Here is a 13690-nt window from a genome sequence, read left to right as displayed (position 1 = left end):
GCGAATTACGCTTCCACCCTGGTGGCGGAAGGCCCCGCGGTGAAAATGTTCCAGCGGCTCCAGCAGGAGATGATTGAGGCCGACCGGGAAGTGCTGGAACGTGCGCTGCGGACCGCCGCGGAGCACGGCCGTTTGCCTGGGGACATTCTCGAGGCCGTCGCCATCGAAGCGATTCCCCCCTCTCTTTGTGTTCGTGATCGTCTCCGCGAGGCCCAGGCCGATGCCATTCTCTTCCGCTGCGGCGCCCTTTCCCGAGAACAACTGGCCCTTCGCCACGGATTACCGGTCCCCGCGCGGCGCGCGGAGCCGCCATCCGGTGACGAAGCTTGAACGCCCACCAATCCCACGGCAACCCGTAGAGGATCACACCGAAACAGAGTCGAGGATGCCGGGTCAGATTCCGAAAAGATGTCCATGTACCGAGGTGCTGTGATGAATGAAGTCAATCTCCGCGAGTATCTTGGCTGGGGTGATCACACCGTGCAGGTGGATGGTACGGCGGGGATCATCCGAGGTGTGAAAGTCCTGGGACTTCAGTCCCGCAACGGCCGCTGGTACACCGAAGCGGCGCTCCGCGCGGCCGTGCCGCTCTATGAGGGGGCCAAAGTGAACGTCAATCATCCTCAGGGAGAAGCGGCGGCACCCCGCGATTACCGCGACCGTCTGGGATTGTTGCGGCACGTGCATTACCGTCCGGGTGAGGGCCTGTTTGCGGATCTGTACTTCAACCCCAAACATGATGTGGCGGAGCGACTCGTTTGGGACGCCCAGCACGCCCCGCAGAACGTCGGCCTCTCCCACAATGTACTGGCTCGGGTCAGCCGACAGGGCGACGTCACCGTGGTCGACGAAATCCTTCGCGTGCTGAGCGTCGATGTGGTGGCGGATCCCGCCTCGACCCAGGGACTCTTCGAGTCGCAAAACGCTTCCGCCGACGATTCCCCGGTCCAAACCCGCTCGCCGGTCAATCAGGCAGCGCCGGTAGGACTGGAAGAAGAAGTCCGTCGCCTTCGTGGGGAACTTGCTCTCCGCCGTCGCCTGGCGGATTCATTCCTGAAACCACCCGGGGACGCGGCACCAGGAAAAATCCCTCTCGGATACGCCCTGTGGCAGACACTCCTGCAGGAAGCCAACGAGCAGCGTCAATCGCGGCTGGTGGACGAGCTCAACCACCTCGTGGAGTCAGCCCGCCGAACAATCCCAAAACAAATCGCTCATCCGGAATCCCGTGATGGGCTGCGCGAGAGCGTCGAACTCACCGCCGAGGCATTTGCCCGGGCCATCAAAAACAGGGCTTTTTAACACAGGCGATGACGGAACGTCGGTCCAGGACGAAAAACCCGTCAGCCCGGAGGAACCTCTTTCGGAAGGGCCCGCCTGTCGGGCCCGCATGGCACTGAATCCCCGGTAGGGGCAATTCATGAATGGCCATTACCCTATCCCGGGATCAATTTCAACGCGGTCCGTATTCGGAGGGACCCGCTTGTCGGGTCCGATGAACACCGATTGATGATCCATTTCTCCCCCGGGCACGACAAGCGTGCCCCTCCGAAGGATTTCCCGAAGGAAGCCGATTGTCGTTCCCCATTCAGGCCCTGGAAGGCTCAAGAACCTGTGTCGTGTGATGGTGGTCAACGGGGCGGCACAGCGTCCACGCCGCCTCCATGTTCCGTTTCTCACTGTGAGGAGGTTTTCCATGTCTGATGTCATGCGATGGCGCTACGGCGACACCCAACCGGTCGTCGCACCGGTGGACAGCACCACCGTCATCGAAATCGGCGATCTCGTGTACTGGGATAGCGATGACGCCAAGCCGGCGTCGCTTCAACCGGACCAGGGCAACGAAGCCGCCAACCAGCAACTGTTCGCCTCCAAATTCTTGGGGGTGGCGATGCAGCGGAGCCCTGCGGGAAGTGCCAGCCCGATTCGCGTGGCGACGGCCGGCGTCTTCGAATTCCCCACCCCAGAAACCACGCTCCAACTCGGCGACTGGGTGGGTGTGGACGAAAACGACGCCGGAACCGCCCTCGAAAACCAGCGGCTTGTCAAGGTCACCGTCGCCGACAATGCCGTGGGCCGCGTGGTCCGCGCTGCCAGCGGCACCGTTTGGGTGGCGGTCTGCTCTACGATCATAGCGGGCGGTGTCAAAGGCACGACCACCTGAGCGAACGGCACGGCCTGAGCTTGGTTCCTTTGTTCTGTCGAGAGAGAAAACCCGATTCCTTGCAGGAGAACACGATGCCTACGATTTCCTATCGTGAATTGCGTCGCCGTTATGACCTGGATGGCCCACAGAAGACCGTGACTCACCTGGCCGAGGCTCTCCAACAGGGGCACCTCCAACCGGAAGACTTCAGTCTCCGCGACCTCGCCGAGGCCCTCATTCCAGACGGCCATCAGTGGGTGAAATCGCTTGATCCGCGGCAAAGCGGCCCGGTGGCCCTGCTGGAAGCCGGAGACGCCGTGGACGTGACGGCTTTTCTCAACGTGACCGGCCAGGTGGTGTATTCGAAGATTCTCCAGGCATATCAGCACGAGGCGTTTGTCGCTTCCCGCCTGGTGCAGACCATTCCCACCCGGTTTGACAGCGAAAAACTCCCCGCCATGGCAAGCGTTCCGGATACCCTGACGGAAGTTCACCCCGGCATGCCCTACCCCCAGGTGGGCTTTGGGGAGAGCTACGTGGAAACCCCGGCCACGACCAAGCACGGTCTCATCGTGCCCATCACCCGGGAGGCCATCTTCTTCGATCGCACCCATCTCGTGCTGCGTCAGGCGGCAGAAGTGGGGCAAACGCTGGGCCGTCGCAAGGAAAGTCGCATTCTCGATGTCGTTCTGGGTGCCGTGAATACCTACAAGCATAACGGCGTCAATTACAACACGTATTACGCCGCAAACGACAATGGGCCCTGGGTCAACGCCCTGGGGCAGAACCCACTTCAGGACTGGATCAGCGTGGACAGAGCCGAAAAACTCTTCGCCCAAATGAAGGATCCCGGCACCAATGAGCCGATTCTCATTCGGCCGAATACCGTGCTTGTTCCCACGGCGCTGCGGCATACTGCCCGACGAATCTTCCACGCCACCACGATCACCTTCTCGGCAGATGGTTCCCCGAGTGCCACGACTTCTCCCAATCCACTGGCGGACTACCGGGTGTACGATAGCCAGCTCCTCTATCAGCGGATTGTGGCCTCGGGAATCAGCCCGACCGACGCCGAAACATGGTGGTTTGTGGGCGACTTTGCCCGGGCGTTCGCCTACATGGAAAACTGGCCGCTCACGGTGACGCAATCGGCCCCCGGCAGTGAAGCCGACTTCACGCAGGATATTGTCGTCCGCTTCAAGGCCAGCGAGCGCGGAACACCCGCCGTTCTCGATCCCCGCTATGTCGTCCGCTGCACGGCCTGAGATAGCCGGCAGATTCTCTGTGCGATGAACAACCGCCGATGAAATCCGATCCACGGGAGGCCGGCCATGGCGCGGACCTTTAACGGCAGCACTCAGTTCCTTCGCCGTGCGGAAGCGCTGAACTTCACATATCCGTTGACTCTGGCGCTGTGGGTGTATCCCCAGCGGAGCAGTCTCTATGAGGATGTGCTGTGCCTCGCCCGGTCCGCAGATAACAGCACGGGATGGTTCCTCCAGCTTCGAGGCCCCGACGGGATGAAGGCGGCGGCTGTCACCGCCTATCAGAACACCTTCGCCATTGCCCGCAGCAGCACGACGTTTTCCCTCAACCGCTGGTGTCATCTGGCTGGGGTGTTCACGGGGGCCAACTCCCGGATGGTGTATCTCGATGGGGTGGCGGGCAGCGTCGAAGGAACCACCCTGGCCGTGCCGACCGTGGATCGGATTGTCATCGGGGCATGGGAACGCCAGGGAAGCTGGATGGCGTATTTCGCCGGGTACGCCGCCGAGGCCGCCGTGTGGAAAGTCGCTCTGAACGCCAGCGAAATCGCGCAACTGGCGGCAGGACATTCGCCTCTCCTCGTCAGGCCTGGCGATCTTATCGCCTACTGGCCGCTCGGTGGCCCCTTCGGAAACGACGACCGCGACCACCTGGCTGGACTCTACGACCTGACCCCCTTCAATAGTCCGGGCTGGACGGATCATCCCAGCATCAACTATCCGCAGCCGGAGCCGCCTGCTCCACTGCCGACAATCCGTCCGACGCCACGTTTCCCTGCGGTGGCCGGTAACGTGTGGACGGCAACGGCCGGACAGGGAACCGTCTTTTGCCCGGGGGCCGTGACAGGTTGCTCGGCAGGCCACGTGGCCGCCGGTGTGGCTCGCAATCTTTGACCTGGTGCCAAGGAGACGATCATGCCCGACGCCGCTGAGATTTACGGGATCGTGTTTCAGAAGGCCTCGGCCACCCTGCTGGCCCGCGTCCTCGGTGCCGACGGCAACCCCATCACGCCCTCTCAGATCACCGCGGCCAGATACTCGGTGGCTCTCGTCGATGATGAGGATCCCACGTTGCTGAACCCCGTTGCCGGGCATTGGGACGTGCCTCTCAGTCCCTCCGCCGTGGTGCTGGCAACAGTTCAGAAAGACGCCCTGTGGGACGTGGACGAGACCGGCTACAACTTTCGCCACATCCTCGACATCACTCAGGCCCCGGCCTTCCCCGAAGCCCAGCGGACCTACCGAATCGAGTATCGCCTGACGCCCCAAACCGGCCAGGAAATCGTCGTGCGGTTCCGGGTTCGCGCTATCTGATGTGAACACCCCAATATCGATCATGAATCCGAGGAGTTGATGTGATGCCCGATGAAGACGTGTTGAAACTCATCCGCTCGCAAACCCTTGCGATTATCCAGCAGGTGACCGCTCAACCCAAACCCAGTTACGAGCTGGACGGCCAGCGGGTGTCGTGGTCGGAATACCTCGGGCGCCTGACGGCCGTGGTGGATTGGTGTGACACGCAACTGGCCCGGGAAACGCCCTGCGAAAGGCGGTCCCGAGGCACAACATGAGGAGGGCAACCGTGAACGACCTTCTCGCCTGGGATTTACCCGAGGATTTTGCGGACGGCTGTCAGACGATCACCTACTGGCGCAGGGGACGCCCGCCCGGTCTGACCGTCACCGGGGCTATCTTTCGTCCGGTGTCACCAACACGCATGGACCGTCAAAACGGCTGGGCAGGCGCGGACGCCGTGTGGCATATCCCCGAAGGAAGTCTCCCCGGACCGGCTCGGCCGGGCGACGTCCTGCACGACGCGGCAAAAAGACGGTGGACCGTGCTCGTCGTCTCGGCCACCGCCACGGGGCGACTCATTCTCTGGACGCGCGATTGGGCGGCGTCCTTTGCGGCGGCCCAATCGGCGGATGTCGAAGTTGCTGAGACCACCCAGGGACCGGACGGCGAACCGGTGATCCACTGGCGCCCCTGGCTCACCGGCGTTCCCATCCAGTTCCATTCTTCCCACAGCCAAACACCCAACGCAGAAGGTCGAACACCCACCTACCGCGTCCTCGTGGCCGCGGAGCTACCCTCACGGAGGCTTCGCCTCAAAACCTCTGCGGGGGTGTTGTACTGGGTGGATCGGGTGGAACAGCCGGGATTGCCGGGACATCCTGCCGTCCTCTATGTCCACCCGATCACCCAAGACGTTTCGTGAACCCACAGAATCGCTCCCACAGGAGGCACCCTGCCCATGCTCCGTGTGGAACACGCCCTTTACACGCGGTGGTCGGAAGATGCCACGCTGGCCGGCCTCGTTCCACCGCAGAATGTTTGGACGGGCTGTCAAACTCCCCCGCGACTCCCCGGCGCCTGCCTGCGGTGTCTGATAGAGGAGCGCGCCTGGCTTACCGCTAAGCCTGAATGGGCGGACCGCGTCCATATCCAGGTGAAACTCTGGGCGGAGAGCTTCGATCACCTGCGAAAGGTACTGGACGCCGTGCGGCGCGTGTACCACGGGGTATCGCTGGACCTGGGAGACGGCGCCCGGGTCGCCCGTGTGACCTACCGCCGCATGACAATCGAAGACCCAGACCACAATGTCTGGCGGGGAACCGTGGAGTTTGACGCCCTCACTCTGCGACCGGTTGTAACGACGTGACGATCCGACTGGCGGCCAGACACCTCCGAGCCTGTGCCGCCGTGATGCTCAGTCAAGTGATACCCGAGGAGCCGATTGATGACAACGATCTTTCGCAGTTCTCTGGAGTCGAAAGTGGGCTGGACCTGGCGGGACGAGCAGGACCGCTCGGCCGTCATCGACAGCAATCAGTGGCTGTGGCGAATTTCGCTTCAGGAAGGCACGGACGAAGGCCAGGCCAACGCCGTGTGGTACGTCCTTGGCAAAACGCTGGCCAGCGGGGCCAGCAACGAATGGGATCTGACAGCCCTTTCACGGACGCTGTTCAATGCATCGGTGAATCAGGCCTTTGCAAGCGTGAAGGCCCTCTACGTGATCAACCGTAAGGAAAGCGCTGGCAATCTCATTATCGGCGGGGCCAGCACTAACTCCTGGCCGGGACCTTTTTCCTCCGTCACGCAGACGATTCGTGTTGTCCCCGGAGGTGTCCTGCTGGTGGTCCACCCGAATGCCGGTTGGTCGGTGAGCGCCTCAGCCAAAAACCTCAAGCTGGCTGCGGAATCAGGGACCGTGACCTACGATCTCATTCTCGTCGGAGTGAAAGCCGGCTGACATTGCAACGTGGAAACCACGAGGACCTTTTTATGGCGGTGATTTTTCGCGAACTGGCAGGCTCCCCCGAGGAGCGTTACACCCTCGAGGGATTCACGGCTCGCCGCACATTTCTCATTCCCTGGGAAGAGCGGCATGCCTTCGCCGCGGAGATCCTCGGCGATGCCGCGGTTCACGGCGGGCAGCCGTGGGTTCGATACCCCGGCCGGGAAGGCGTATTCGCCGTCTCGATTGCCTTTTCCCCGGCCGACCCGGAAAGCCTGCTCTCCGACGAAGCGGCGGGCACGGATCTGCTGAAGGATCTGGCCAGTTACGCCGGATCGTTTGCCCGGGCGGTGGTCGAATACCGCAGCGTGCCCCCGGAGGACCGTTCCGATGGACCGGTGGCCCCGAATGAAACCCAACTCAGCTACCGGATGGAACACGGCTTTCTGGAGCGGCCGCTATTGGCCAGCGGATTCGTCGCCGAAGACGACCCCCAAACGCCGCTTCCCCCCGAACTGCCGCTTTCGCACCTCGTTCCCTACACCGATCACTGGCTCATCTGGCGCCAGGTGGTGGGACCACCCTGGCAGGCGATCCGCGAACTCCAGGGAACGGTGAACAGCGATACGTTCCTCGGGGCGGCCGCAGGTACGCTCCTCTTCCTCGGCGCCGATGCGAACAAGCTTTTTCGGGGAAGTTTCGATGAAGGCGCCTCGCCGTTTTGCTGGGAGCTTCGCTACCACTTTCGCGAAATGGCCATCAAACACGGAGGGGAAGTGTTCGGCTGGAACCATCTCCACCGTACCCAGCCGCCGGGGTTCGTGCTCATTCAGGACGCCTCTGGTCCTCTCTACGACAGCGGAGATTTTTCCCGCTTGTTCCAGCCCGAGTTCGTTTAACCTCCCCAAAATGCTTCGCCCCTCTACGCCAGTTCGTTGATGAGCTTCATCCGGGCAAGCCGAGCAAAGCGTTCGAGGTCTTTGGTGATGTCGCCCAGGCATGTGGAACGGTGGAGACCAGCCGTCCAGTTCCGCCAGAGCTTTTCCACATCTCCATCCACCTTGACCGTAATCTTGGTGCGGCACCCGCGTTCGATGTCCGGGGCCGCCACGATCTCGCCTGTGAAATAAAGGAGCGTGTTGGGATCGACAAACAGGGCCTGAGTCGCCCGCTGCCCCACCGGCATAAACACCTGCGGTACGACGCCTTCCTGACGCTCCAACACACATCGGATTTTGTAGGGCATGGTGGGCGTGTTGGGACCGTGCATTTTCACCGTTCCCATGCAGTGGGCGAGGATGATGGTGTTCGTCGATTGATCCACGGTGGGATCGCTGATGAAACCGGGCTTGCCGGCCAGCCCCTGGAAGATGATGTGCGTCATGGCGCAGCGGAGGTCGCTTTCGCAAATCCCTCCCAGGCCGATGCTGTTGAGCCGCGAGAAGCCCAAACAGGGATAAGCCGGCAGCTTGATCGTGCGGTCCCACATCGTGCCGTAGCAATCCACGGTGAGCACCGTGGCGTCTTCTTCATCGAGAAGCCTTTCAAAGGCCAGCGCGAGCTTGCACGCCCGGACAATTTCTTCACGGGTCGGCTCGACCACCTGCTTTGCCCCTTCGATCCAGCGCTGCGCTTCCGCTTCGGCCTCCTGATCGCTTACCTTCTCATAGGCCGCTACGACGGGTTCCAGTCCGATGTGCTTGATTTCGGTGCCGAACTTCTCTTTGACGGCCTGATGGAATTCACCGGGCTGGCGGAGAGTGACATTGATGATCTTCGCTTCCCGGAGATGGTGCAGCGCTCGAATGGGACGCACGGCGGCGGCCAGGTCCCGTTTGTCGTCACTGAGGATGGCGTCGAAAAGCGGCAGTGGCTCCTGCCGGAGCATCGTTCCGAAGCCAGCCCATTCATGCCCGGAAAAGGGCACCGCGAAGAACATCGTGGGCCGACCGGTCTTGAGAATTTCCGTCAGCATTCCGCCCACGCCCATTTTGAGATGGATTGCCAGGATGCCGTCGGCCTGGGCGAGCTGATCAGCAAGCGCCGCGATCTGCCGTGGATCGGTGATGAGTTCATCGACGAAGAAATCGACGTCGGCGAACTGGTCCGCCATCTCTTGGAATGCCTGCTCGTAGCTTTGCCGCTCGGCCTGAACATCCAGCTTGGGATGAGGCCAAAGACCGCTTCCCGCCAGATACAGCCGGGCCACCTTGACTTTGGAGCGACGGCAGCCTGGGCTGATCAGCTTTGACGGGGACGCCTGCCAGGCCCAGCCCCAGCGTCCTAACCCGAGTGAAGTGGCCCCTAAAACCGTCAATTCCAAAAAACCACGTCGGTCCAATCCGCGGATCATGGCAGTCCCTCCCGTTCTTTCGGTTCCCGAAAGTGCAACCCGTTTCCCAAACTAAAGATCCCGTCCCGCTGGCAATATGCCAGGGGCAATCGGCGTTGTCAAGCGCGCGGCGAGCTTTCCCGCTCGCATCGGCTGGTAAAATAACAAGGGGTGGTTGGTATCGTGGTCTGCATGGTGGGCGCACGGTTCGTGGGAACCTGTTGCGAGAACACCAACTGACGGATGGCCTTATCAGAGGCGTGCAAATAACGCTTTCCTGACGGGGGTGCGCTTGGGATGAATCCCGATCCGAATTACACCGCATCGCAGGCGGGCGTCGTTTCTGAATCGGAAGCGGAACCTGAAGTGCGGATGTCTCCCCCGCCTGAGATGGCCCAAATCTCTTCGGATGACGGAATTCCCTGGGGCACAGTGCTGCGGGGACTGTTTTGGCTCGTGGTGTTTTTTGGACTTCTGTTTTCAGTCCCCTATTTGGTGGAAGAACTGTCGTTTGCGGTGACTCGGGGTCGGTTACGGGCAGAGGCCCTTGTGGCCCGGGATCAACTGGCCCGACTTCCCCAATGGGAAGAGCGTTTTCGGTGGGTCGTTAAAAGCGTGTTTCCGGGCGTGGTGGGCGTCGAGGCCTCCCGAGGGGAAATGGCCCTGGACCGACCGGGACGGTCGTTGCCGGGTCCAGCCCCCAGAATTCGGGAAGAGAGCGTCGGTTCGGGGGTCATCGTGGATGAGGAAGGATATATCGTCACGAGTCTCCACGTGGTCGAACAGGCCCGGGATATCGTGGTCCGGCTGGCGGATGGCCGCACGATTAAAAGCGTCCAGCTGGTGGGAAGTGATCCGCTCAACGATCTGGCCGTGCTGAAGATTCCAGGCAGTGGCCTGACCGCCGTTCCCTGGGGCGACAGTGATCAGCTCGAGGTCGGTGATACGGTGCTCGCCATCGGCAATCCGTACGGTCTGACGCGGACCGTGACGGCCGGTATCATCAGCGCCAAAGAGCGCCGGGCCCAAAGCAATGCGGGTGGGTTTCAGGAACTGCTGCAAACGGACGCCGCCATGAACCCTGGCAACAGCGGCGGACCGCTAGTCAATGTCCGCGGGGAGATTGTGGGCATCAATTCAGCCATCTATGGGGAGGCCTATCGCGGAATCAGTTTTGCCATCCCCAGTCGGGTTGCCCGACAGGCGTACGAACAGATCCGGCGGGAAGGGCGCAGTCGCCACGGCTGGCTGGGAGTCCAGATGGCGGATCTCGACGAAGAAGAGGCCCGCAGCCGAAAGATTCCCGACAGCCGGGGCGTGGTGGTGCTTTCTGTACTGCCGGGATCACCGGCGGAAAAGGCGGGCCTTCGGCCGGGGGACGTCATCCGCACCTGGAACGGTCAGGTGGTGGAGGATTCGTCGGCTCTGGGGGTGATGGTAGCCAAAACGCCGGTGGGCAGCGAGGTTCCCATGGAAATTTATCGGCAGGATCAGCCCCAAACCTTGCGCGTACTCGTCGGCCAGCGGCCGTTGTGAAGATCCGTCGAGGAAACAGAATCAACCCCACTCGCCGGAACCGCGAGGAGCGCAGGGAGCTTCCCGACGTCAATCCGGCCAATCGCAAAGGCGATTTTTTATCGTCTATTTTGTTGACAATACCGATTTTCCGTCCTAGAATGCGGCTGGTTTTGGGGATTTGCTGGTACTGGGCAGGGACAACCATTCCGTCTCTTGGGAGAGGGGGCTGCGGGTAGGCCCAGCTTCGGGCAGAAGCTGGGGCTGGGTGTGGGTTCGGGCGCTGCGCGTCCGAGAGTGGCTGGAATCGAAATTCGCGATGGGATTCATGGGAGGTGTTACATGAGCGGTGGAAGGTTCGCGTGGGTGCTTTTGGGGGTGGCGGTGTTTTTGACTGGGTGCTCGAAAGGGGGATCGAGTCTCAATACGGTTCCCGTTAAGGGCCGCGTCACCCTTGATGGCGCACCGCTTCCCGGTGCCACCGTGACGTTTTCGCCAAAAACGCCGGAAGGCCGCACCGCGGCCGGGATGACGAACGAAAACGGTGAATTCGTTTTGACCACAATCCGCGCTGGGGACGGGGCTGTGCCCGGCGAATACGGCGTGGCCATCACAAAACCGGTGGCGACGGGAGGTCCCGTAGAAGACCCCCGGGCGCGAGGGGGGGCTTTGACGCCCGAACAAATGGCGCAAATCCGCGAACAGGCCAAGGCAAAAGCCGGGGCAGAGGGAGGCTCTGCCATTCCCAAGAAGTATACCTCGCCGGCGACTTCCGGCCTAACGGCAACGGTCAAACGGGGCGCGAAAAACGAGTTCACGTTCGACCTTAAATCTCAGTAATTCGGAACGAGAATGAAAATAATATCTAATTTGATCCGCGCAAAAAACTTGACACTGGTTTTGCGCGAAGTATGATAAATTGGGTGATAAGGGGGGGCCAGCTCGTCGATATGGAACTGGGGTTTCCTGCTTATGTTGTCGTGTCCTGCGGTTTTAGCTATCGCGAGGAGGTGGCCCGTGAAAAAGGTAAAATGTTCTCGTCGCATACGCTGGCCTGTGTCAGCGTTCACTCTTGTGGAGCTGCTCGTGGTCATCGCCATCATTGGCATTTTGATCGCTCTGTTGCTCCCGGCTGTCCAGGCGGCCCGTGAAGCGGCCCGACGTAGTCAATGCACCAACAATCTCAAACAAATTGGTTTGGCTCTTCACAACTACCACGACTCGCACAAGAAGTTTCCCAGCCTTGGTCAGGGAACTGACAATGGGAATGAGGCAACATCAACTCGGGGTGGATTAAGTGCTTTCGTCATGCTCCTGCCGTACTTGGAGCAAACATCATTGTATCAACAGTTTTCCTCGCCGCAGGCAAACCCGCCGTATCCTGCCTGGGGGCCCGTGCCCTGGTACGGTTGGAACTTCCAGCCCCATCACGTGCAGATCCCCTCTATCCTATGTCCGTCTGACGGTGGTGCCGGGAAATTGCAAGATGACGGTCGTCCGTACTGGTGGCAGGGTGACAATAATTACGTCTTCTGCTGGGGTGACGATATCAGCGTGGACTGGCGAGGCCGCCGCAATCCGCGAGGAATATTTGGTGCGGATAGCTTCCTCAGCTTCTCCGATATTTTGGACGGTACCAGCAACACTCTCGCCGCCAGTGAAGTGGTAGTCTCCAAGCGGAGTGATGATCCGGTCACCCACGGAAATTATGTGGAGAACGTGGGTGACGGGAATTTGCGGCAAAATCCGTCCCAGTGCCTGGCTTATAAAGGCCCCAACAACACGATCGTGAATGCCCCCCAAATCGGCGAGCTCCGCGGTGTCCACTGGGCGTGGGGCACAAGCTGCGTGACGGGCTTCAACACCGTTCTGCCGCCCAATTCCATCGGCTGTAAGGGATACTGGTCGGAGTGGGGGTCTGACCACGTGATGCCACCGGACAGCTATCACCCGGGTGGCGTCAATGCTTTGCTGGCCGATGGTTCCGTCCGGTTCATTAGCGACACGATCAACACGGGCGATTTGACGCGGCCAGAACCAACCGGTGGGCCAAGCCCGTATGGTGTATGGGGCGCCTTGGGCAGCCGGGCTGGAAGTGAGAGCGTCAGTGGATTCTGAAGTGGTATTCGTTTAGCCCGCTCGCGGAAATGTATCGAGATACCATGAGGGGACGCTGTCCGCGCTCGATAGCGTCCCTATTCTGTTGCGCTTCCGTGGCTCGTTGTTCGCAGGGAATGACTGGTCGACTTTGCCAGGCAGCAGGGCGTCGCGCGATGCTCCGATGTGCGGTCACGGCTTTGATCGGCATGATTCTGGGTTTTCCACTGCTCGCAACATCCGCACGCGCAGCGGACAAAGTGCGCTTCCGGGATGTAACGGCCGCATCCGGAATCGACTTCGTTCATACGGATGGCAGCTCCGGTAACTATTTCATCATCGAAACTGTGGCTTCAGGCCTGGCCACCTTCGATTACGATAACGACGGACTTATTGATATTTACTTCCTCAATGGGTCCGCACTGCCGGGAATGACAGTGAATAAGCCGCCGACCAACAGACTCTACAAAAACCTGGGGCACTTTCGATTTCTCGACGTCACCGAAAAGGCGGGCGTGGGAGACACCGGCTATGGTCTGGCGGTGGCCACCGCCGACTTCGATAACGACGGTGACCAGGATATTTATATTTCCAATTGGGGCCCGAACGTTTTTTACCGGAATAACGGAGATGGTACTTTCTTAGACATTACCCAAATAACGCGAACGGCTGCTGCTTTTCCCGACAAAGCGGGGGCCGGAGTTGCTTTCCTCGATGCCGACCGCGACGGCTGGCTCGACCTGTTCGTGTCCAATTACCTGCGATTCACTACGGACATGGACGTGCGGGCGTACTGGAAAGGCCTTCGCATCTACCCTGATCCCTCGCGATTTGCCGTCTTTCCTGATATGCTCTTTCATAACAATCACGATGGGACGTTCACCGACGTCAGTGAGCAGTCCGGGGTGAACAAGCATCGCGGCCGCGGGATGGGAATCGTGTGTGCCGATTACGATAACGACGGTGACACGGACATCTTCGTCAATAGCGACGGACCGCCCGGCAACTCTCTTCTCAAAAACGATGGGGCCGGCCGGTTTGAGGATATCGGAATGCTGGCAGGTGTGGCTTTCGATTCGGCGGGGCTGGCCCATGGC

Annotated in this window: 16 protein-coding genes; 15 read left to right on the top strand and 1 reads right to left on the bottom strand. The window is 60.7% G+C overall.

Translation table 11 applies throughout. The features are described from left to right. The 11 genes from H5U08_RS01760 to H5U08_RS01710 all read left to right on the top strand — a co-directional run. The coding region (locus tag H5U08_RS01760; protein ID WP_297029511.1) for a hypothetical protein at positions 1-330 on the top strand (330 nt) is incomplete at its 5' end. A gap of 102 nt (positions 331-432) precedes the next feature. Continuing rightward, positions 433-1302: a hypothetical protein gene (locus tag H5U08_RS01755; protein WP_297029510.1), complete on the top strand. Its 870-nt coding sequence runs from the start codon at positions 433-435 to the stop codon at positions 1300-1302. Positions 1303-1696: 394 nt separating this feature from the next. Further along, a complete protein-coding gene (locus tag H5U08_RS01750) occupies positions 1697-2164 on the top strand; it encodes a hypothetical protein (protein ID WP_297029508.1) in 468 nt (155 codons plus the stop codon). Between the two features lie 74 nt (positions 2165-2238). Beyond that, on the top strand, positions 2239-3411 hold the full coding sequence (locus tag H5U08_RS01745; protein WP_297029507.1) for a hypothetical protein: 1173 nt from the start codon (positions 2239-2241) through the stop codon (positions 3409-3411). A 66-nt stretch (positions 3412-3477) separates the two neighbouring features. Then, the gene (locus H5U08_RS01740) at positions 3478-4305 is read left to right on the top strand and encodes a LamG domain-containing protein (protein WP_297029506.1); all 828 of its coding nucleotides are present in this window, start codon (positions 3478-3480) and stop codon (positions 4303-4305) included. A gap of 21 nt (positions 4306-4326) precedes the next feature. Beyond that, on the top strand, positions 4327-4725 hold the full coding sequence (locus tag H5U08_RS01735; RefSeq protein WP_297029505.1) for a hypothetical protein: 399 nt from the start codon (positions 4327-4329) through the stop codon (positions 4723-4725). Positions 4726-4769: 44 nt separating this feature from the next. Further along, positions 4770-4982 (top strand): hypothetical protein, encoded by a 213-nt coding sequence (locus tag H5U08_RS01730; RefSeq protein WP_297029504.1) that lies wholly within the window; start codon positions 4770-4772, stop codon positions 4980-4982. A gap of 11 nt (positions 4983-4993) precedes the next feature. Beyond that, positions 4994-5629, top strand: a complete 636-nt coding sequence (locus H5U08_RS01725; protein WP_297029501.1) for a hypothetical protein — start codon at positions 4994-4996, stop codon at positions 5627-5629. 36 nt (positions 5630-5665) lie between these two features. Further along, positions 5666-6073, top strand: coding sequence for a DUF3168 domain-containing protein (locus tag H5U08_RS01720; RefSeq protein ID WP_297029499.1), 408 nt, complete (start codon positions 5666-5668; stop codon positions 6071-6073). A 78-nt stretch (positions 6074-6151) separates the two neighbouring features. After that, a complete protein-coding gene (locus H5U08_RS01715) occupies positions 6152-6664 on the top strand; it encodes a hypothetical protein (protein WP_297029498.1) in 513 nt (170 codons plus the stop codon). Between the two features lie 32 nt (positions 6665-6696). Further along, positions 6697-7548 (top strand): hypothetical protein, encoded by an 852-nt coding sequence (locus tag H5U08_RS01710; protein WP_297029496.1) that lies wholly within the window; start codon positions 6697-6699, stop codon positions 7546-7548. Positions 7549-7571: 23 nt separating this feature from the next. Here H5U08_RS01710 and H5U08_RS01705 read toward each other — a convergent pair whose 3' ends face one another. Further along, the gene (locus H5U08_RS01705) at positions 7572-9002 is read right to left on the bottom strand and encodes a hypothetical protein (protein WP_297029494.1); all 1431 of its coding nucleotides are present in this window, start codon (positions 9000-9002) and stop codon (positions 7572-7574) included. A gap of 276 nt (positions 9003-9278) precedes the next feature. Here H5U08_RS01705 and H5U08_RS01700 point away from each other — a divergent pair, with 276 nt between their 5' ends. The 4 genes from H5U08_RS01700 to H5U08_RS01685 form a co-directional block, all read left to right on the top strand. Beyond that, positions 9279-10517 (top strand): trypsin-like peptidase domain-containing protein, encoded by a 1239-nt coding sequence (locus tag H5U08_RS01700; protein ID WP_297029492.1) that lies wholly within the window; start codon positions 9279-9281, stop codon positions 10515-10517. A gap of 321 nt (positions 10518-10838) precedes the next feature. Next, positions 10839-11336, top strand: coding sequence for a carboxypeptidase-like regulatory domain-containing protein (locus tag H5U08_RS01695; RefSeq protein ID WP_297029490.1), 498 nt, complete (start codon positions 10839-10841; stop codon positions 11334-11336). A 177-nt stretch (positions 11337-11513) separates the two neighbouring features. Beyond that, positions 11514-12614, top strand: a complete 1101-nt coding sequence (locus H5U08_RS01690) for a DUF1559 domain-containing protein (protein ID WP_297029488.1) — start codon at positions 11514-11516, stop codon at positions 12612-12614. Positions 12615-12769: 155 nt separating this feature from the next. After that, on the top strand, positions 12770-13690 hold a 921-nt coding region (locus tag H5U08_RS01685), incomplete at its 3' end, for a VCBS repeat-containing protein (RefSeq protein ID WP_297029487.1).

Source organism: Thermogutta sp., from assembly GCF_014359955.1.
Lineage (GTDB): Bacteria > Planctomycetota > Planctomycetia > Pirellulales > Thermoguttaceae > Thermogutta.
Note: the sequence above shows the minus strand (reverse complement) of the source record. Positions and strands in the feature narration are given on the sequence as shown.

What these genes read in the sequence shown, in the direction of transcription:
- H5U08_RS01755 (WP_297029510.1), top strand. Translation starts at nt 433, where the DNA reads ATGAATGAAGTCAATCTCCGCGAGTATCTTGGCTGGGGTGATCACACC.
- H5U08_RS01750 (WP_297029508.1), top strand. Translation starts at nt 1,697, where the DNA reads ATGTCTGATGTCATGCGATGGCGCTACGGCGACACCCAACCGGTCGTC.
- H5U08_RS01745 (WP_297029507.1), top strand. Translation starts at nt 2,239, where the DNA reads ATGCCTACGATTTCCTATCGTGAATTGCGTCGCCGTTATGACCTGGAT.
- H5U08_RS01740 (WP_297029506.1), top strand. Translation starts at nt 3,478, where the DNA reads ATGGCGCGGACCTTTAACGGCAGCACTCAGTTCCTTCGCCGTGCGGAA.
- H5U08_RS01735 (WP_297029505.1), top strand. Translation starts at nt 4,327, where the DNA reads ATGCCCGACGCCGCTGAGATTTACGGGATCGTGTTTCAGAAGGCCTCG.
- H5U08_RS01730 (WP_297029504.1), top strand. Translation starts at nt 4,770, where the DNA reads ATGCCCGATGAAGACGTGTTGAAACTCATCCGCTCGCAAACCCTTGCG.
- H5U08_RS01720 (WP_297029499.1), top strand. Translation starts at nt 5,666, where the DNA reads ATGCTCCGTGTGGAACACGCCCTTTACACGCGGTGGTCGGAAGATGCC.
- H5U08_RS01715 (WP_297029498.1), top strand. Translation starts at nt 6,152, where the DNA reads ATGACAACGATCTTTCGCAGTTCTCTGGAGTCGAAAGTGGGCTGGACC.
- H5U08_RS01710 (WP_297029496.1), top strand. Translation starts at nt 6,697, where the DNA reads ATGGCGGTGATTTTTCGCGAACTGGCAGGCTCCCCCGAGGAGCGTTAC.
- H5U08_RS01705 (WP_297029494.1), bottom strand. Translation starts at nt 9,002, where the DNA reads ATGATCCGCGGATTGGACCGACGTGGTTTTTTGGAATTGACGGTTTTA.
- H5U08_RS01700 (WP_297029492.1), top strand. Translation starts at nt 9,279, where the DNA reads ATGAATCCCGATCCGAATTACACCGCATCGCAGGCGGGCGTCGTTTCT.
- H5U08_RS01695 (WP_297029490.1), top strand. Translation starts at nt 10,839, where the DNA reads ATGAGCGGTGGAAGGTTCGCGTGGGTGCTTTTGGGGGTGGCGGTGTTT.